Here is a 20,453-nt window from a genome sequence, read left to right as displayed (position 1 = left end):
TTAGGCTTCTTTATCTTTATTGGTTACGATCGTAAATAATTCTTAATCCTTCTAGCGTTAACATAGGATTTACTTCATCGATACAGTCCGTTTCACCCGCAATTAGCGAGGCAAGGCCTCCGGTCGAAATAACCTTCAGTTCGGGAGCGTTCATCTCGACTTTAATTCGTTTAACAATGCCCTCAACCTGACCCGCATAGCCAAAAATAATCCCGGCCTGCATCGCGTGCACCGTATTACGCCCGATGACCTTTTTAGGCTTCTCCAATTCAATTCGCGGCAGCTTAGATGCCCGCTGGTATAATGCCTCCGTTGAAATGCCTAGACCGGGGACAATCGCGCCACCAAGATAATTAGCACCTGCATCAATGCAATCAAAAGTCGTAGCCGTACCAAAATCAACAACGACAAGTGGACATTTGTATTGTTCAATCGCAGCAACTGCATTAACAATCCGGTCTGCGCCAATTTCACGCGGATTCTCATAACGTAAGTTAAGCCCCGTCTTAATCCCTGGTCCAACAATCAATGGGTCTTTCCCTATATATTTAATACACATATCCTCAATAGTCTTAACTAGTGGCGGAACAACCGAAGATATAATTACACCTTCAACGTCTTTGACAGATATACCTGACATGTGAAAAAGATTGTGTATCATTACTCCATATTCATCCACGGTCGATTGACGCGCAGTACTTAGCCGAAAATGATGCAGCAATTCGCGTTTTCTATATACACCGAGAACAATATTGGTATTACCGATATCGACAGCAAGCATCATGACAAAGGCCCTTCCTTCTTGGCATTAAGGTCTAGACTGATATCCAGACTGGAGAAGGAGTACGTAAGGCGCCCGACAGAAATCACATCCACACCCGTTTCAGCAATCCCGCGTAAGGTTTCTAACGATACATTGCCAGAAGCCTCTGTCTTAACATGCGGAGCTTTCGATTTAATCCTAGCCACGGCTTGCTTCATCATATCGTTAGACATGTTATCGAGCATTATAATATCAGTACCTGCTGCCAGCGCCTCTTCGACTTGCTCTAAATTCTCGGTCTCCACTTCGATGCTCATCGTATGCGGGATGTTCTTCCGGGCACGACCTACAGCCTGCCGAATACCACCCGCGCCTTTGATATGATTATCCTTGATCATAACTGCATCATATAAGCCAAAACGGTGATTATAGCCTCCACCAATACGAACAGCATATTTCTCTAGCATCCGGTGACCTGGTGTAGTCTTACGTGTGTCCACTAGACGAGTCGGTAATCCCTCCAGCACCTGCACGAAAGAAGCTGTACGTGATGCCACACCCGAAAGACGCTGCATCAAGTTAAGCGCAAGCCGCTCACCTGTTAGAATCGCATGTGTGCTGCCCTCAACCTCAATAATTACAGTCCCTTTGGTTACAGCTTGACCTTCCTCGACAAGGGCTGTAAAACTAAGCGTCGGATCCACAATTTCAAAAACCAACTCTGCAATTGGGATGCCACAAATTATCCCGTCTTCCTTGGCATGAATAATCCCTTTGGACTCATGGCCCACTGGAATCGTCATCTGCGTGGTTACATCTCCGGAACCAACATCTTCCCGCAACCAGGCCTTGATGGATTGTACTAGCTCTTCATTGTAACCATTAAACATCATCGCTTAATTCCTCCACTATTCCCAGTTCGCGAATTTGAAGCAGGTGCTTACGCCACTGATCATCATCCCGCTGCGGATAATCCTCACGGTAATGCGCCCCGCGGCTCTCTTCCCGTGCCAGAGCAGACTCTGTCACAAGCAAACAGCAGGTCAGCATATTAGCAAATTCATATTCCTCACGTTTGGACAAAGCTGATCCAAAGATTGGCAGCTGTCGTTTTAATTCATCTAGTCCTTTAAGTAACATCTCTTCGTTACGACGTAGTCCGGCATATCGAACCATTACCTTCTGTAGCTTCAAACGACGTTCCACAATAGCTTGAGTTGGCGAATCTACACGTCCCTCGTTACTGTTAACCGATAAAACATCACGGTCCAGCGGGGAAAGCTCATGAATCCGATCAATAATACGCTGTCCGAATACAATGGCCTCAGATAATGAATTACTAGCTAAACGGTTAGCGCCATGCAGGCCTGTGGAGGAAACCTCTCCGCAAGCAAACAGACGTGGGATAGTGCTCTCTCCATTCAGATCGGTCTTAATCCCCCCCATCATATAATGCGCAGCGGGAGCCACTGGAATCCAATCACTTGTAATATCCAGTCCATAGCCCATACATGTCTCATATATTGTGGGAAACCGATGCTTCACCATCTCTGGAGATTCATGTGTAATATCCAAATAAACGAACGTTGATTTAGTATGTTCCATTTCACTTACAATAGCTCGTGCTACAATATCCCGCGGAGCCAGCTCAAGCAGGTCATGATAACGTTCCATGAACCGTTCTCCATTAATATTGCGCAAGACTGCTCCTTCCCCGCGCACAGCTTCGGAGATTAAAAATCTAGGAGCTCCCGGGTAACTAAGTGCTGTAGGATGAAATTGAATAAATTCCATATCTCGTATATGAGCGCCAGCGCGATAGGCGATCGCTACTCCATCTCCTGTAGCTACTTCTGGGTTGGTAGTGTATCGATATAATTGTCCTGCTCCACCAGAGCACAGAATGGTCGCATCCCCTTGCAGGAACAACCTTCCACCACCGGGCCGTTGCAATAATGCGCCTACACATTCTCCACCTTCAGTGATGAGATCGATAACATAATGATCATCCCAGACCTCAATATTCTCATGTTCGGCTACCTGTTCCGCCAATGCACGAACAATCTCATAACCTGTAGCATCCCCATTAGCATGTAAAATACGGCGGTGGCTGTGTGCACCTTCCTGAGTCAAAGCCAGTACCCCATCTTCCTTATCAAACAGAGTTCCTAAGCGAATTAACTCATGAACGCCTTCCGGCCCTTCATTAACAAGTGCATCGACAGCTGTTGAGGAGCAAAGACCTGCTCCGGCCATTAAGGTATCCTGCCGGTGGTAAGCAGGGGAATCATCCTCAGCTATAACAGCTGCGATCCCCCCCTGTGCATAGCGAGTATTACTTTCCATTACTGATTTCTTTGTGATCATTATGACACGCCGATCTTCACTGGCTTTAATAGCTGTGAATAACCCGGCAATCCCTGAACCAATAACAATACAATCTGTCTTTACCGTAGGAATATCCCGAAGATCAAAATCAACCAAATATTGTGGAATCATGACCGCTTTTCACCTGTTTCAACGAAAGAGTAGCGCATGCTACCGGACTTGTAGCATGCGCTCTAGGGATGTTCTGGCTTTGTCGGCGACAGCAGGCGGTACATAGATTTGTGGCTTCATCGTCTCCAGGCATTTCACCAGTTTTTTTAGATTATTAACTTTCATATTAGGACAAACAAGAAATTTGGTAGCAAAATGGAATTCTTTATCTGGACTATCCTTACGAAGCTGATATCCGGTACCATCTTCCGTTCCAACGATAAATTGCTTACGATCCGATTTCCGGCAATACTCCAGAATTGATGTAGTGCTGCCTACATAGTCACCCATGGCGACTACTTCAGGACGACACTCTGGATGAACTACAAATTCCGCATCTGGATATTTTGCTCTCATTTCTACTACATCTTTGACGGTCAACATGTCGTGAGTGTTGCAATAGCCTTCCCAAATAATCAGCTTCTTGCCCGTCTGATCTTGTACATATTGACCAAGATTCTTATCTGGGACCCAAATAATCTCTTCGGCGTCAAGGGATTCGATTACTTTCACAGCATTAGCAGAGGTACAACAAATATCGGTTTCTGCTTTAATCTCGGCGGACGAGTTGATATAAGTGACTACTTTAGCATTTGGATGTTGAGCTTTTAGCTTACGCAAACCGTCTACATTGACCATATCTGCCATTGGACAGCCTGCACGTTCATCAGGAATAAGGACGGTTTTGTTCGGGGCTAGAATTTTTGCACTTTCCCCCATGAAATGAACACCGCAGAATACAATAACTTCTGCATCTGTCTCTGCAGCCTTCTGAGCGAGTAAAAAAGAGTCGCCCCGGAAATCGGCAACCTCCTGAATTTCATCACGTTGATAATAATGAGCTAAAATGATTGCGTTTCGTTCCTTTTTAAGCTGTTCAAGACGTATACGAAGTTCTCGATTCTGTTCCTGCTTGCGCTCAAGCGCCAGAGCTTCCACCGATTGTTCTCCCCCTTAAATCCTCGCGGCTTTTCGCCGACATGATGTTATCAAATGGCATGCGCCATCATGGTGAAAAAATGAACATGCTGATATAAATAGTAAGTAATATTAATCACTAATGTACACAACGTTCCAGCCTCTGTCAATGTAACTGGACAGGCTTTAAGGCATAGAATCCCTTAAAAATTAAAATAAAAAATCCGGAGAACAGTTACGTTCTCCGGATAAATTTACATCATATGAATGGTGGACCCAATTAGGTAAGGCTAGTGCCCCCACCTTTGTTGTCATCACCGGAACCGTCATTACCCTCAGAATCAGGGTTATTCGGGATATCCTTCGACAGGTCAGGAAGTGTGGACTGTTCATCCTCAGGCTTGCCTTGAATGCGAACTCGCACATCACCGATATTGTCGATGACAGGCTCGCCAACTTCATGGGCAACACCTTCGCCACCCTCTGGTTTACCATCCTCGGAAAGGAATCCTTGTTCAATCAGTTGTGTGATCTGATCAAGCTCAAGTGTTTCTTTCTCAAGTAATGTATTGGCAATCAAGTGCATTTCTTTGGAGTGTTTGATCAACAGATCTTTACAACGTTCGTAACTCGAAGTAATAAAGTTCTGCATTTCCTGATCAATCTCATAAGCAATGGAGTCACTGTAATTCTGTTCATGCCCAATATCACGACCCAAGAATACTTGACCTTGAGAAGATCCGAACTGCATAGGTCCAAGCTTATCGCTCATACCGTACTCCATAATCATGGCACGCACGATGCGCGTAGCCTGTTGGAAGTCACTGTATGCACCCGTACCGATCTCACCAATAAACAATTCTTCAGCAACACGTCCACCAAGTAATCCAGTAACCTTATCCAAAAGCTCCTGTTTGGTAACGATCATCCGATCTTCCTTCGGAAGCATAATAACATATCCGCCTGCACGTCCGCGTGGGATAATAGTAACTTTATGCACCATATCGGCGTGCTCAAGGAAGTAACCTGCAATAGTATGGCCTGCTTCATGATAAGCTACAATACGTTTCTCGCGGTCACTGATCACACGGCTGCGTTTCTCAGTACCTACGATAACACGGTCAATAGCTTCATCCACTTCAATCATGGAAATATCTTTACGGTTACGACGTGCAGCTAGCAAAGCTGCCTCATTCAGCAGATTCTCCAGATCAGCACCTGTGAATCCGGTTGTGCGTTTAGCAACAACATCCAGTCTTACATCTTTCGTAAGCGGTTTGTTACGAGCGTGAACCTTAAGTACAGCTTCACGGCCTTTCACATCAGGACGGTCAACCGTAATTTGACGGTCAAAACGTCCTGGACGAAGCAATGCCGGATCAAGTATATCAGCGCGGTTAGTCGCCGCTACAATAATAATGCCTTCGTTACCACCGAATCCATCCATCTCAACCAGCAATTGGTTAAGCGTCTGTTCACGCTCGTCATGTCCGCCACCAAGACCGGCGCCACGCTGACGACCCACAGCATCAATTTCATCAATGAAGATAATACATGGAGCATTCTTCTTAGCATTCTCGAACAAATCACGTACCCGAGAAGCACCGACACCCACGAACATTTCCACAAAGTCAGAACCGGAAATACTAAAGAAAGGAACGCCAGCTTCACCTGCTACCGCACGGGCAAGCAATGTTTTACCTGTTCCCGGAGGACCTACAAGCAATACGCCCTTAGGAATACGTGCGCCGACAGCTGCAAATTTGCGTGGATCTTTTAGGAACTCAACGACTTCGACAAGCTCTTGCTTCTCTTCGTCCGCCCCTGCTACATCCTCAAAGCTGATTTTCTTCTTCTCTTCATTATATAACCGAGCCTTGCTCTTGCCGAAATTCATGACTTTACCGCCGCCACCTTGCGCCTGGTTAAACAGGAAGAAGAACAAGATGAACATAATTACCAGTGGGATAATTGAAGAAAGGAATGTCAGCCAAATGCTGGTACCTTCCATTTTCTTCTGAGTTAATTCAATCCCATTAACATCACTGGCTTGAATCAGTTCATTGATAGCGGCATCTGTAGGAGGAATATATGTGGAGAAGCTTTTCGATTTAGTATCGGCAGGCAGCTCTCTATACTCACCTGTGACCAGAAAGGCATTACCCTCAAACTGAACCGTCAAATCCTTCACATTGTTGTTCTTGATCTCCTGCCGTAACTCGTCGTATCTAGGGAAATCGGCGGCTTCATTTCCATTGCTCACAAACTGGACAATACCCACCACGACTAAAAATAAAATCAAATAAAAACCAGAATTCCGGATGAACCGATTCATCCCCTACCTCCTCTCACAACACTCAAGTTATTGTACCATAGCCTCTTGGGACACCTCAAATAAAGGAAGTTGTGGGTATCCGATCCGTATGATCGAGGCAGTCCTTAGTTCAATTGGAATAAATCTCAGGTTTCAGTACTCCAACATATGGGAGGTTCCGATACCGCTCGGCATAATCCAATCCGTAGCCTACTACAAATTCGTCAGGTAACACGAAGCCTGTGTAGCTGGCTTCAAGATTAACAGTGCGGCCTGATGGTTTATCAAACAAGGTAACCACAGAGATAGTAGCAGCATTCCGGTTGCGGAGCAACTCAATTAAATAGCTGAGTGTAAGACCACTGTCAATAATATCTTCAACGATCAAGATATCGCGGCCTTCTACCGATACATCCAAATCCTTAATAATTTTGACTACTCCAGAGGACTTGGTGGATGCTCCATAGCTGGACACTGCCATGAAATCCATCTCAACAGGTACTGTAATGGCTTTAACCAAATCTGCCATAAATATAAACGCACCTTTTAGTACACAAATTACTAAAGGGGTACGACCTGCGTATTCTTCGCTCAGTGTTCGACCGAGCTCCTTAATTTTCTGCTGAAGTTCCTCTTCGGTGATCAATACTTCTTGAATATCGTTTTGCAACTTGCGAAACCTCCTAAGTTATACTATGAAAGACTTACTTCGACCATTACGTGACTTCGTGGTCATCCAGCTCTGCCAGAGACAATAGAAGTACGGAGGTCGTGTGCCGCCCTACTGCGGCATGCATCGAGCGTCTTACGCCCGGAATCCAGACGATATTGCCCAAACCATCACAAACGAGGGGAATCAATGACCGTTCGGAAGCAGGTATTTTATCATCAATATAAATATCTTTTACCTTTTTGCTTCCGTTTAATCCCATGATCCTTATGGTATCTCCAGGCAATCGGGATCGTATCGTCAGTGGAAAGACCAGTTCATCACGGTCAAACCAAGCCGACATCTTCCCATAATCCTCCCCCTGTACAAAAAAGTTTTCTCTCTCCAGTACCGCCATCGACATCACCTTACCTATTTCCTCCAATTTAAGCTCAGAGTCCGGTAAAAACAGACGATATGTATAGCTTGCCTGTGGCGTCGTGGGCTTGGACGAGAACAAGATACTATCATATTGCCGCACACAAGTCAGGCCTCCACCCAAATCCAAGCTCCAGGTGGTGGGATAGCTCTGCAGCGTTCCCCGACGTACAGCTTCAATCTTGGGGAAATCAAGGGCAGATAAATCCGCCGACAGATAATTTAATATTAGTTTAATCAAACGCCGTTGTAAAGCGGAGGGTATGGCAGCAAATGAAGCTCTGTTAAAGGTGTATTTCCCATCCCCTTCCGAAACTAGCTCTTCAAAGCATTTTGCCGCAGACGCTTCCATATACTCATCTTCAGCTCCCGCAATTTCCGCAAGCTGTACGAGGGATTGCCTCACTCTGCCATTATACTTTTCCAGAAAAGGAAGAACTTCCAAACGAATGGCATTCCGCTTATATTTCGTCAGCAGATTGGTGGCATCCTCAGCATAAGTGAAACCTTCATTTTGGCATAACCCTAAAAGTGCTGTTTTGTTAATACGTAGGAATGGGCGAATGAGTTCCACCTTTTTTTCTGTTCTTTTCCACTTGATACCCGACAGTCCAGATAAGCCACTTCCGCGTAATAGACGCATAATTACAGTTTCTGCCTGATCATCAGCATGATGAGCCAGAGCAACAGAACGCGCCCCATATCGGTGCGCCGTATCAATCAGAAATTCGTACCGCTTCTCACGTGCAGTACCCTCAGGACCAAGTCCACTCTCTTTAGCCAAGGAGGGAATATCGAATTCCGCAAACTCAAAGGGCAGTCCCAATTCTTCAGCCATACCACGTACGAGCTCTGCCTCTTCCTTCGACTCCGGCCTAAATCCATGATTCACATGAGCACATATTAAGGTAAGCGGTATAAATTTTAAAGATATTTCATGTAAAACATGCAAAAGAGCCACAGAATCCGGGCCGCCGGAAACTGCGACTACAATGGTGTCATGGGGCGCCCACAGCTCATGCTCGGCTGCTGACTCCAATACAGACTCCACCAGTCCATTCATTTGCTCCATATGCGCCCCCCTCTCTCTCCAACTATATGTATGAGTTCAAAAACGGAATACCCAATAAATCGTAAAGGCGAGCAAAAACAAAGACAATGCGAATGCATTTTTTAACCACCGAGGGGTGTCCATACTATCCGGGCGCTTTCTGCGCGAGTTATAAATATGGTTTCGCCAGACCTCAGTAGCATCCGCAGAGCCTGAGAACCCCCCTTTTAACGCCATACAAATCCAGGAGGATAGTTTCTTATTGGGTAAATTTCTAGCCAGCTTAAATAATTCGTCCACACTTCTCGTCTGCGGCAGCTGTAAGGCTGCCTTTTTGAGCCCTTCTTCATTGAGCAAACGAAGACACAGCACAGCAAATGCGAAAAGATCGTAACCCTCATCGCTGATTCGACTGCCCGCATTCCAGAAACCACGATCATGCCATTCGGTAAACTGCTTCACGCTACGACCAATAGGGCTTGTGCCCCCAAAGTCGATCAGTTCCACTTCACCGTATTTAGATACCATGACGTTCTCGGGCTTCAAATCACCGAACACAAATCCACATTCATGAAGTGTGCGCAGCTTTTCAAGCAGACCAAGACCTACCAGGCCTAACCAATCGGGACCGTTTTTCGATAAAAAATGATGCAGCGGTTTGCCTTCAACATACCTCATCACATAGAAGGGGATATTATCCCCATTCGCAAAATCATCCGCTTCCAAAAAATAAGAAGACAATGGATTCTCACGACGAGCCCGATGTTCATTCCGCTTTCGTCGCGATTGCAGCGAGGTCAGTACATTGATCTCCGATTGAAGTTCAAGTGTATCGTATCCGATTTTTAGCGCGTACCTTTCCCGTCTGCCTTCTCTTTGCACAAGATATACGGTTCCGTTCGCGCCCCTTCCCAGCATCCGCTCAACGACATAACGGTTACCCCGCCATTTGCCGTTAATTAAGGTACCAGTAGGATAGGACGGATTAGACGACATACCCACCAATCATCCCTTCTCTTTCGTCGTGGTCATCGCTTAGTCGGCGTCCACGATGTTCATCCAGTGTATCATAACGATAATGTTCAAGCACCTTGAAAATAGCTGGGCCAGTCGGTGTTGCGCCTCTCATGTGTAATTTAGAGAATAGCGTACGAATACCTGACATGTCATGCGTCCAATCTAGATCAAGCTTGGCATCTTCACTGCTGTTATTTCCGGGAAAATGAAACACAGCAATCTCACTCTTGCCTTCCCGGGCTTCTAAACTGAGCGCCAAATCGCGAATTGCATCTTCGACAGCACCCAGTTTAGGCTTCATACTGGCACTGGCATCGATAAGAAGTGCAATGCGCAGCGGCGTTGTTTCTGTGAGTTCATCTACAACTGTAACAACCTGTGAACGTTGAACAGGAGGCAGCTGATCCAGTGAGCCATCGCCTAGTATCTTTTTTACCTCTTTATTAACCGCCTGCTGGATCGTCTGAACCACGGTCTTGCGTGTCATCATCTGAATCGTCTGCGCCAGTTGTGGTGTTCCGACTATTCGGCTAAGGCCTCCCCCGGCCTTGGCAATGTCGGCAATCTCCCGGCTGCCGATTTCACCGATCGTACCATAATCAACTACACCGACCACATTTACGGTGATTCCCTCCTGCAGGGCATGCGCCGCTGCCAACACCGGACTTTCTCCTACATTCGAACAACCGTCAGTAATGAGCATAATTTGCTTCATAACCCTCAACTCCCCCTTTGTTTGAACCTCTGTTTCTAGCATATCCAGAAATGAGAGATTTCAAACGGTCGATATTAAGTGTGGGAATTTCGATCAAATAGGGGGGGGTAGTGAATAGGGGAACTGCGAGAAATGTTTGGGCTTTCGATCGCTGTTGTCCTCAGATTCCTTGATTAGAACCGCCTCTCGCGGTTGGAATCCGAGGACAAAGGCGAACGCTCCGCTTCTACAGCTCCAAACTTTCTCTCCGTTCCATACCTTCACTAGTAAACAGTTTAGATCTACAGATTCCGTCCCAAGTCAGCCGACATTGAAACGAGAATAGTAGAGGCCGGCGAGTTACACATCACGTACTCGCCTCGAATACCTCCATCAGCACGACGCCTTACGCGTGCTACAAACTCACAAGCAACACGACGCTTCGCGCGTGCCCAACATTAAAACCTACTAAACCTAAACCTAAAATAACTAACTTACCGTACGAGGGCGCTCCATACGGCCGATGCCCGGCATATGCAGGCTGGACCATTCCGGATGGAAATGATCAAGACGGCTGACGACAATAGTCATGTCATCAAGGATCTCATTGCCCTGATAACGGATCACTTTCTCCAACAGGCTGTCCGCTAAATCCTGAGGATCATCACCCTCAAGCTCTTGGATCATCCGTTTCATCCATATCTCCTTATTAACGGCATATCCAGGCGCATCATAAATACCATCGGTCATCATAATTAAAATATCGCCGGGGCGAAGCTGCATACTGATTAAATCCACATCAATATCTTTAATGATTCCTATCGGCAGATTGCTAGAGGTTATTGGAATGACCTCACTCCCCCTCCGGATGAAGCTTGGTGCTGAAGCAATCTTCATAAACGTTGTCTGCGCAGAATATTGATCGATTAAAGCCATGTCCACAGTAGCATAGAATTCATCAGGGGAGCGTAATAAAAGAATTGAGTTGACCGACTTTACAGCCAGCTTTTCATCCATACCGGATTGCAGCAGCTTTTCTAACATGCCGAGTGCGGCACTGCTCTCCATCCTTGCCCGTTCACCATTCCCCATACCATCACTAATGGATACTGCAAAAGTGCCATTTCCAAGCTCTACGGTACTGAAGCTATCGCCAGACAGCATATCCCCACCTTTAGAAACAACTGCCACACCCGTGTTTACCTCAAAGGCTTTGGCTGAACCAAAGGTAACCATGGAGAGTCCTTCCCGGGGATGAACCGCCGTCTCACTCATGACAGCAATATTCTCATCCAGAATGTCGGAGAGGAGTGGGGCAATCATTTTACGGCATTCATCAAAACCGCGATTATAAGCGTGCACTACTTCTATTTCTACGCGTCCTGGGTCCAGACTTAAAATTTCAATGCCATGAATAGACAGTCCCAATTTCTCAAGAGCCTCGCGGATTTGCGCTTCCTGCCGATACATGGCCTGTCCCTCACGCTTAATTTCCTTGGCCAAGTCTTCCATAACCTGTGACACGCCTGACAGCTGCTCGGCAACAAATTGGCGACTATCGTATATTTGTCTTTTCCACCGCATATCATGTTGGTAGAGATCATATTGTCCCTTCATGACCTCAAGCACTTCTCCGGTTTTGCCACAAATACGGCTCCATTCCGGTGGCAGCTGAGCAGCCGTAATATCAGGGCATTCCTCAACAGTTGTCATCATATCTGTCATGTATCTATATGTCTGATAGAATTTTGCATCCCAGCAGTGGGTACGGCGAATGCATCCAGCGCAGGCGCCTTCTGTGACCGTATTCATAAAATCTTCCATTTCACGATCCGATTTGCCCACTTCTCCGGCACGTGGAATCTGACCAAAGCTACTGGAGAGCTGTTGGAATACCTGTGAGAATTGAGTGACCCGTTCTGCAGTCAGATCCCTGACCCTGCGGGCATATTCATGTTGAGATCGGCTATGATCTGACGTGCCCGGTACATATTTTGCAATCGCCGATATCATCGCCTTAGGCGTTATTAGAAACAGCACTATTGCTGCGCAGGTCTCCCATGTTGAGGCCATCATATCACCCGGACCCGTAAAATAGACGGAAAGGATCGTTGATCCTAGCAACATGCCAATAGATACCGCACCCTTTCGCCCACCCTGCATCATTCCCGCTAGCATTCCGGAAAAAGCAAGCAGACTCATCTGATAGATAGCACTGATATCGGCCAGGCTGAGGATCAACCCCGTCACCACCCCAACAGCTGCACCGAGGGGAGCGCCCCCCGCCATGGCAAAGAGCAGAATTAAATAACGAGACAATATATGCTCTAATGACCAACCATTAAGGGTCCAGCCCACAAGGCCTGTCATTACGGAGGCTAACAGAATAATAAGGCATAAAACCTCCTCGTTCCTCAGCGATCTGCTTTTTTGTTTGTAAGTTAGTAGAGGAAGTGCCTGAATGAACACAAGGGTAAGAACAAACCCAAGTAAAGCATCCAGAGTTGTCATCATAAAGGGGTACCAGGAAAGAGACGGTCCGAGAACAATCTTGAACAGGCCAACCATAAACGAGGATACGAATACCATAAGGGGTGCATAAGACAAATCTATTCGTTCGAAACTTTCAAGCCCTCTATAAACAAGAAAAAATATAATTAGTTCAGCCGTAGTAACCAAGGCACCCGGAAACGGAGTGAAGAGACTTCCAGCTATAATAGCACCTGCTACAGGTAACATAGAGTCTCGACGCATAAACACAATGACGGCAAAATATGCGACAGCAAAAGGGGACAGCTCGTCCAGAATCATAGCTCTTCCTAGCAGAAACCCCATAAAGCTTAACAGAAGCATCCACTTCTTCGCTGTTATAAGCTGAATATAACGCTGCTTCTGACCCCAAGCTATAATACGCGTGCCTAAGGCTTGTCTCTGCTTCTTATCTTCGCTTCCCACTCTTGTCCACTCTGGCAAATTCACCACATTGCTTTTACTCATTTCCCTACACCACCCGTTTAAGAATTTATGGTTCTCATTATATAGCGGGTCATTTGAGAAAGTTTGTCAGAAATGGAGGGACAGTCATAAGAAATTTCCGACAAAAAAGCCTTTGTTCATTATTCCTAAAAAAATAGATCGATCCCTTGCGGCGCAGTAGGTTGCTTCTCCTTAAGCTTGTTTCCAGTGCAGTTTTAGGCGCAAGCCTGGCGGTCATTCGCCAGCGATTGCCCTAGAGTTATGTGAGAATGACATGGATGCTGTCGGCAAGTTTATATGACACGACAAAAAAACCGCAAGGGCGAAATGCCCTTGCGGTTATTTATGATGTACAGGTATTGGATTATACGCGTTTGGCTCCACGGCCTCCGCGCTTTCCTTCTGTGTTCTTCTTAATCGAAGATATCCGTTCTTCGCTGTCTTTCAGGAATCGCGACATTTTATCCTCGAATGAAGGTTTACCGGCTGCAGGCTTAAATGGACGCCCACCCCGTTCACGATTGAATCCACCGCCGCCTCCACCACTGCCGCCACCGCCGCCGAAACGGTCTCCGCCGCTAGGACGTTCTGGTCTTGGAGCTCTAGGCGGACGTACTTCCGATGCTGGCTTGTCAACAGCCTGCTTAATGGAAAGTCCGATCTTGCCGTCCTTATCGACGTTGATCACCTTGACGGTTACTACATCACTAATCTTCAGATGATCGTTAACATCCTTGACGTAATTATCGGCGATTTCCGAGATGTGAACGAGACCTGTGACACCTCCTGACAGATCCACAAATGCTCCGAAATGCGTGATGCCTGTCACTTTGCCTTCTAACTTGGTGCCCACTTCAATTGCCATAGAATAAAATGATCCTCCCTTAAAAATATACAGACGAATATTAAGGTCATCCTGTCTGCGGTGATTTGATTATACAGTAAAGAGCAAAGCAAGGCAACAGAGTAAAAGCCTCTTTTAGCCGGTATTATTGCTCTGATTGCTCTGTTCGAATAGGAGTTTCCCCTTGAGGATAGATATTGTACCATTTACGCGCTAATTGGCCAATATACTCATCATCATTAAGTCTGGACACTTCATATTTCAGTTGATTCAAAGATGCTGTGACGCTCTCACTAGTCTTTTGTTTCTTGGCGAGTTGCTCGCCCTTGTCCGTAATTGCCGCACTTTGATTGAAGTAAGTATAACCCGCCCAGCCAAAAAATACTGCCACAAAGAGAATCCACATGACTCTTCTTCTCTTCGCGCCTGCGGCCGAATTTTTGCTGGGATTACTTTTCTCTTCCGCAGTGAATCTGTTCATGCAGCGTACCCCCTAATTCAAAGGTCAGCGTTTCCGCCATTTGGTAATCCATCCAGTAATCTTCACGATCCAGGCGCTATGCTTAAGCCGAGATAACCATGGAGAAATCCACCTTACTGGTAATACCCAAATTGGCTTCGTTAGACGCAGCAGAAGCTTAAAGATGAATAATAGAATACGACCTAGCAGCACTAGCAACCCTATAATAAGGCGCCAAAGCCAGCGAAGAGGTTTACCTATTAGAATCTCCACAAGTCTCCATAGCAATCTGCACATATACTGAACCGATTGAATTAACATTAACACAAAACGCCGCACCGTAACACTGAAGATCAAAAAATAGATCCATATTCCTAGAAATAAACCTAAAAAGACATAAAATCGCAATTGCCCCTGATTTCCGGCATAGAGCATTCTAAAAACAAACAAAGCAGCACAAAGCCAATACAGCAGGTCAAGCATGGCATTCAGCCATTTGGGAAAATTGAACTTGAGCGACAGCACCCGGTAGCTGTCATAGGCCAGTCCCATTGTCACCCCGGCCAATATCATGTAGAACAGCGTCAGCCACTGAACTGCAGGATTCATTTAAATAGCTTACCGAGTAGACCTTTATTTTTGCCCTGCGATCCGGGATCTAGATAAATCAGGGAATGTACATTGCCCTCCAAGGACAACAGTCCATTCTCCAGACTTAAATTTTTGATATGTAAATGATTCCCGCGAATGGTGAGATGGCCGAGTTCTGTACGAAGCAAAAATTCCTCGCTATCAAAGCTCTCCACATTTTGCACGCCCGTCAACTCTAGCTGTTTACGACTGCGCATGTGCAGATCATGCTGTTTATTTACCTTTCCTGGCTCGATCATAGCATGTACCCCTCCTTCTTACCTCTAATCTATGGCAGTAGAAGAAGTTATAGAACATTCCAATCCACTAAAATAAGAGAGATAAAAAAAGAAAAAAGAAGGCACAACTCTACAATATGTAAAGTTGTGCCTTCTTATTTACTATTAACTATGTTACTCCTACCAGTCCAAGCCGGTGCTTTTGGCAACAGGCTCTTCCCGAAGTAGAGTATACATACCAGCGGCTTCGTCCTTGCGTGTCGTTTCGACTAGCTTTTCGACTTTGACCGTTACAAGCTTTTGTCCAAATTGCACAGTAATCTCGTCACCGATCTTAACTGCACTACTTGGCTTAGATTCCCGCCCGTTAATCAGCACCCGGCCTTGTTCGGACACATCCTTGGCCACTGTACGGCGCTTGATTAATCGGGACACTTTCAGGAATTTGTCAAGACGCATTAGTTAACGGCTTCTTTAAGCTTGTTACCAGCTTTGAATGCCGGTACAGTTGATTCTGGAATTTCAATCGTTGTGCCCGTTTGCGGGTTGCGACCAGTACGTCCTGCACGTTTACGAGTTTCGAATGTACCGAAACCGATCAGTTGAACTTTATCGCCTTTTGCCAAAGCTTCTGTGATCTCACCCAAGAATCCGTTCAATACTGCTTCTACATCTTTTTTTGCCAATCCGTTTTTCTCGGAAATGTTGTTTACCAAATCTGTCTTGTTCATAATTTAAAGTTCCTCCTAGGATACGAAAAAATAAATGAAACGAGATTCACCGCCATATTATGGGGCAAGCCGTCATTTCGTCTTTATGATATTCTTGATGTCATCTTAAAATCCTGCCACGAATCGTCGTTTTTTAAAAAAAGAAACAGTTATTTCTCAGAAATCGTCGCAGAATCTATTCTATAGCACTATTAAACTACTCGCCATAATCTAAATCAGAGATGAATGCTACTTTCACAGCATTGCCTCATCTTAAGGTCCGTATACCGTACATAGTCTGAGAAAATCACTATAATTTTCGTTCCTCAGTCTTTGCCTCCTGCCACAACTCTTCCATCTCTTCCAAGCTGCTATCCTCTACACTCATACCCTTGGCTCGCAGACTCTGCTCGATATACTGAAACCGACGCACAAATTTGCGGTTGGTCCGGGTTAAAGCTTCTTCCGGATCTGCGCCAATAAATCGGGCAACATTGGTAACAGCAAATAATAGATCGCCCAGCTCCAGGATTTGATCCTCGGCGGCTGCATCAGTATCGATAGCTTCTTGCAGCTCTTCTATTTCTTCACGAACCTTAGCTAAGCAATCCGTAGCGTTGTCCCAATCAAAGCCCACCTTGGATGCTTTTTTCTGAAGCTTGTACGCCTTCATAAGAGCGGGCAAATCACGCGGAACCCCACTGAGGGCGGATAATTCCTCTGGCTTCACGCCTTTACGCCGCTTCTCCTCTGCCTTCATGCCCTCCCAATTGATCAGAGCTTCTTCAGCATCATTCGCATTCTTGTCACCAAATACATGGGGATGGCGGAAGATAAGCTTATCATTCAGTCCTTCTATGACGTCAAATACGTTAAACGTGCCCAGCTCCTCTTCCATTTGGGAGTGCAGCATGATCTGCAGCAAAAGATCGCCCAGCTCCTCTTTCATATGGTCTGGGTCATCCTCATCAATCGTCTCAAGCACTTCGTAGGTTTCTTCGATTAGATTTTTACGCAAAGATTCATGAGTCTGCTCCCGATCCCACGGACAACCGTCCGGACTGCGCAAAATATCGACAATCTCATGCAAGCGAGCGAAAGTACGATTTCTTAGCTTCTCCTCACGATTCGCAGGTACATAGACCAGAGACAAATTGCCATAACCCTCAAGCCGGTCCAATTCGTATAGAGGAACAGTCACAATGTTTTCTTCGTTCTCCACGCCAAGGGCATGACCCACCACCACTTCATATTCGGGCGGATACAGCTCCATCAGACATAACTTTGTCTCCGAAGCTGTAAAGCTGTCATAAACCTGGCCAATCAGAGTATGCAATTCAGGTTGAAGCTGAGCGCTGCGAATGCCTGAAGCATCTAATAACTGGAAGCCTTCAATAGGGTCGAACCCCAGTCGCACAAACGCCTCGTCCAGAAAACTCTCCCCGCCTAATATTTGCAGTTCTATTCCTTCTTCCGGGCAACGCTGACGCAGCTGTGAAACAGCTGACTCTGCAACCATGGGATGCCCCGGAACCGCATAGACAATATCTGTACCGTCTGCGGCGGAGCGAGCCTCTTCAATCAATTTTGAAGTAATTGCAGCATAGACCTCAGGAAACGAAGCTAATGTTTCATACAGTCCATCAAAGGATTGCGTGGCGATTTCAAGCTCGTTGAGAGCAGCCATAACTGGATGCTCTTGGGTACGAACGTAGACAACGGATGCTGCCTTCAGTTTTTTTATAATTCCTAGTGTCAGCCGATCGGGATTACCTGACCCGAGACCAACAACTGTTAATGTTGCACTCATATCTGTTCCTCCTTTTAAGCGGGTTAATTATGGAAATAAACGCAGCTTTTTGAACTTGTCCGCCAGAGACGGGCCGATGCCCGGAAGCTGGCGAAGCTCGCTTTCGCTGAGCAGCCGCAGCACCACCGCGCCTACGGCAAAGACAACGCAGCCTGCGAGTACCCCGAGCAGGCTCTGCGCCAAGCTGGCGGTGCGTCCGCCGCCGATGCCAGCGGCCGTAGCCGCGGCGCCAGTGCCCCAGCTGGCAGCTGCGGCGGCAAGAGCCAGGCCCGCTGTGAGCAGCGCGGGCCGTGCCAGGGCATCTGCGAGGCGAAGCCGCAGATGGCCCTGGCGGTACAGCAGCAGCACGTTAAGCGCTGCTGCGAACGAATGCGCGGCCACGCCAGCGATGGCCGCACCGGTAATGCCCTGCTGCGGAACCAGCAGCAGGTTCAGGGCCGCCTTGAGCAGCGCGGCGGCCAAAAGGTGCAGGGCCGGGGCGCGCACGTAGCCGAGGCCCTGCAGGAGCGCAGCAGAGATGATGCTGACTGTACCGCCAACAGCGGTAAAAGCCAGCCAAGTCATTGTGCTGCTGCCAGCGGTATCGCCGTAAAGAGCCATATTAATCGGCTCAGCAAGCACTGCAAGGCCCGCTGAGGCCGCTAGACCTAACAGCCAGAACCAACGCAGCGACAAGCTGCAGCGGGTCTCAATCAGCTTCATATCTCCCTTGTACTTCGCTTCCGCCAAAGCTGGAATGAACACAACAGACAGTGAGGTGGCAATCATCGTTATAATCTGCACAAGTGGCAAACCCCGATTGTACACACCAAACTGGGCCATCGCAGCTACTTCACTTCCGTCAGACGACAGCAGTCGAGGCACAGTGAATACATCTACAAGACCGATAAGAGGCATAGCCAGTGCACCTAGCATTACGGGAATTCCATAAGCCAGCAGTGTACCTGCTTTAATGCCCATAAACCCTTGCTTGGAACCTAGCCCATGTCCTGCATCCAGCGCTCTTACACGCTGACTTTCGACAGCACCAGCTACTTCAGCAGCAGCTTCCTGTTTTACCCTCCGGCGGTGACGTCTCAAGTACAGCAGCATAATTACAAGCCCTGCGGCTCCCCCTCCGGCAGAACCAAGCAGCGCGCCAGCAGCGATACTCTCGGCTCCTGCTCCCTGCGAAGTGAGATATAACAGAAGAATAATCATCACTGTAACCCGTACAGACTGCTCTACAATCTGTGACACGGCAGTAGGAACCATATTATGCAGCCCCTGAAAGTACCCGCGTATGGCCGACATGACAGGGACAACAGCCAGACCCCAGGCGCTTGTCCGCAAGGCAGGCATTACATGTGAGTTACCTACCCATTCGGCAATGATGGGTGCACCTGCATAGGTGATGGCGCCGATAATCAAGCCGCTGATGCCTGTAATTAGCGCGGATAATAGTAGAATCCGGCGGCCTTCTTCATCGCGTCTCCCAGCCGAAGCTTCGGCGACAAATTTGGAGATCGCCGCAGGCAGACCTAGCATAGCTACCGTTAACAGCATTGTATACAAGGGATACACTGTGTTGTATATACCAAATACAGCATCTCCGCCTAGATTTTGCAGCGGAATTTTTTGAAGTGTGCCAATAAGCTTTGAGATAATGGCCGCGGCACTAAGGATAAATGCGCCTTGCAGCAATCGTGATGTTTGTGTATTAGATTTCATATAATACCTGCTTCTACAACTTTGATGGGATGAATTTCTATATTATAACGTATGTATGCCCACAAGTAGAAACGGTTTTGTGTAAACGACAAAACCCCGTTTGCCCTTTGTATATCTTACCAAAAGGAAAGCGGGGTCTAAATTAAGATTACTGCTCCATTTGTTTGCCCAGGAAAGCGGCAGCCGTTTCGGCCATTTTTATTTCCATTTGCGCCATCTTCGCCGAATCATCCTTGCTCACCATCACTACACAACCAATAGGATCTCCACCGGAAATGATCGGTGAGGCTACATATGAGGACACCAAATCCGGATGATCTTTAGCAATTTCATAACTGCCTTCATTGGTTTCTAACACAGTCTTACGGCTGTCCATGACTTTCTCCAGCAGCACTCCTACCTGTTTCTCCAAATAATCTTTTTTGGAGCCGCCTGCAAGGGCAATGAAGGTGTCACGATCAGCAATCATCGTAATGTGTCCAGTACCTTCGAACAATGACTCCGCGTACTCTTTTGCAAAGTCACCCAACTCACCAATCGGAGAATATTTCTTGAGAATGACTTCACCGTCCCGATCGACGAATATTTCCAGTGGGTCTCCTTCTCTAATACGAAGAGTACGTCTAATTTCTTTGGGAATAACCACGCGTCCGAGGTCATCAATACGGCGAACAATTCCAGTAGCTTTCATT

At 46.8% G+C, this 20,453-nt stretch carries 19 protein-coding genes; all 19 read right to left on the bottom strand.

Translation table 11 applies throughout. From position 1 onward, the window contains the following. Nucleotides 1-16: 16 nt before the first annotated feature. The 19 genes from MHH46_RS00360 to spoVT all read right to left on the bottom strand — a co-directional run bounded on the left by MHH46_RS00360 (nt 17) and on the right by spoVT (nt 20,452). On the bottom strand, nt 17-784 hold the full coding sequence (locus tag MHH46_RS00360; protein ID WP_036678745.1) for a type III pantothenate kinase: 768 nt from the start codon (nt 782-784) through the stop codon (nt 17-19). Continuing rightward, nucleotides 781-1,656, bottom strand: coding sequence for a carboxylating nicotinate-nucleotide diphosphorylase (gene nadC, locus MHH46_RS00355; RefSeq protein WP_076130079.1), 876 nt, complete (start codon nt 1,654-1,656; stop codon nt 781-783). The genes MHH46_RS00360 and nadC overlap by 4 nt, the downstream gene beginning before the upstream one ends. Then, the gene (nadB, locus tag MHH46_RS00350; protein ID WP_076130078.1) at nt 1,646-3,262 is read right to left on the bottom strand and encodes an L-aspartate oxidase; all 1,617 of its coding nucleotides are present in this window, start codon (nt 3,260-3,262) and stop codon (nt 1,646-1,648) included. Before nadB ends, nadC begins: the two co-directional genes overlap by 11 nt. Before the next feature lie 39 nt (nt 3,263-3,301). Next, complete coding sequence (nadA, locus tag MHH46_RS00345; protein ID WP_036678753.1) at nt 3,302-4,240, bottom strand: quinolinate synthase NadA; 939 nt, start codon at nt 4,238-4,240, stop codon at nt 3,302-3,304. A 259-nt stretch (nt 4,241-4,499) separates the two neighbouring features. Next, complete coding sequence (gene ftsH / locus MHH46_RS00340) at nt 4,500-6,554, bottom strand: ATP-dependent zinc metalloprotease FtsH (RefSeq protein ID WP_036678755.1); 2,055 nt, start codon at nt 6,552-6,554, stop codon at nt 4,500-4,502. A 109-nt stretch (nt 6,555-6,663) separates the two neighbouring features. After that, nucleotides 6,664-7,203, bottom strand: coding sequence for a hypoxanthine phosphoribosyltransferase (gene hpt, locus MHH46_RS00335; protein WP_036678757.1), 540 nt, complete (start codon nt 7,201-7,203; stop codon nt 6,664-6,666). A 46-nt stretch (nt 7,204-7,249) separates the two neighbouring features. Next, complete coding sequence (gene tilS / locus MHH46_RS00330; RefSeq protein ID WP_076130077.1) at nt 7,250-8,692, bottom strand: tRNA lysidine(34) synthetase TilS; 1,443 nt, start codon at nt 8,690-8,692, stop codon at nt 7,250-7,252. Between the two features lie 36 nt (nt 8,693-8,728). Continuing rightward, nucleotides 8,729-9,667 (bottom strand): protein kinase domain-containing protein, encoded by a 939-nt coding sequence (locus tag MHH46_RS00325; RefSeq protein WP_036678862.1) that lies wholly within the window; start codon nt 9,665-9,667, stop codon nt 8,729-8,731. Beyond that, nucleotides 9,657-10,403: a VWA domain-containing protein gene (locus tag MHH46_RS00320; protein WP_038568031.1), complete on the bottom strand. Its 747-nt coding sequence runs from the start codon at nt 10,401-10,403 to the stop codon at nt 9,657-9,659. The genes MHH46_RS00325 and MHH46_RS00320 overlap by 11 nt, the downstream gene beginning before the upstream one ends. Before the next feature lie 468 nt (nt 10,404-10,871). Then, entirely contained in the window at nt 10,872-13,379 is a 2,508-nt protein-coding gene (gene spoIIE / locus MHH46_RS00315) for a stage II sporulation protein E (protein ID WP_076130076.1), read from the bottom strand. Nucleotides 13,380-13,722: 343 nt separating this feature from the next. After that, nucleotides 13,723-14,223, bottom strand: coding sequence for a S1 domain-containing RNA-binding protein (locus MHH46_RS00310; protein ID WP_036678766.1), 501 nt, complete (start codon nt 14,221-14,223; stop codon nt 13,723-13,725). Nucleotides 14,224-14,347: 124 nt separating this feature from the next. Beyond that, the gene (locus MHH46_RS00305) at nt 14,348-14,683 is read right to left on the bottom strand and encodes a septum formation initiator family protein (protein ID WP_076130075.1); all 336 of its coding nucleotides are present in this window, start codon (nt 14,681-14,683) and stop codon (nt 14,348-14,350) included. Between the two features lie 24 nt (nt 14,684-14,707). Next, nucleotides 14,708-15,271, bottom strand: a complete 564-nt coding sequence (gene yabQ, locus MHH46_RS00300; RefSeq protein WP_076130074.1) for a spore cortex biosynthesis protein YabQ — start codon at nt 15,269-15,271, stop codon at nt 14,708-14,710. After that, the gene (yabP, locus tag MHH46_RS00295) at nt 15,268-15,552 is read right to left on the bottom strand and encodes a sporulation protein YabP (RefSeq protein WP_036678773.1); all 285 of its coding nucleotides are present in this window, start codon (nt 15,550-15,552) and stop codon (nt 15,268-15,270) included. Before yabP ends, yabQ begins: the two co-directional genes overlap by 4 nt. Before the next feature lie 159 nt (nt 15,553-15,711). After that, nucleotides 15,712-15,990, bottom strand: coding sequence for an RNA-binding S4 domain-containing protein (locus MHH46_RS00290; protein ID WP_076130073.1), 279 nt, complete (start codon nt 15,988-15,990; stop codon nt 15,712-15,714). Next, complete coding sequence (locus MHH46_RS00285) at nt 15,990-16,262, bottom strand: HU family DNA-binding protein (RefSeq protein WP_036678778.1); 273 nt, start codon at nt 16,260-16,262, stop codon at nt 15,990-15,992. The genes MHH46_RS00290 and MHH46_RS00285 overlap by 1 nt, the downstream gene beginning before the upstream one ends. A gap of 289 nt (nt 16,263-16,551) precedes the next feature. Beyond that, nucleotides 16,552-18,051 (bottom strand): nucleoside triphosphate pyrophosphohydrolase, encoded by a 1,500-nt coding sequence (mazG, locus tag MHH46_RS00280; RefSeq protein ID WP_076130072.1) that lies wholly within the window; start codon nt 18,049-18,051, stop codon nt 16,552-16,554. A 27-nt stretch (nt 18,052-18,078) separates the two neighbouring features. Beyond that, entirely contained in the window at nt 18,079-19,761 is a 1,683-nt protein-coding gene (locus MHH46_RS00275; protein WP_076194961.1) for a polysaccharide biosynthesis protein, read from the bottom strand. A gap of 148 nt (nt 19,762-19,909) precedes the next feature. Further along, nucleotides 19,910-20,452, bottom strand: a complete 543-nt coding sequence (spoVT, locus tag MHH46_RS00270; protein ID WP_036678783.1) for a stage V sporulation protein T — start codon at nt 20,450-20,452, stop codon at nt 19,910-19,912. Nucleotide 20,453: the final 1 nt, after the last annotated feature.

Origin of the sequence: Paenibacillus sp. FSL H8-0175 (genome assembly GCF_045040615.1) — a bacterium.
Taxonomy (GTDB): Bacteria; Bacillota; Bacilli; order Paenibacillales; family Paenibacillaceae; genus Paenibacillus_AQ; species Paenibacillus_AQ odorifer.
This window is presented reverse-complemented; position numbering and strand designations above follow the sequence as displayed.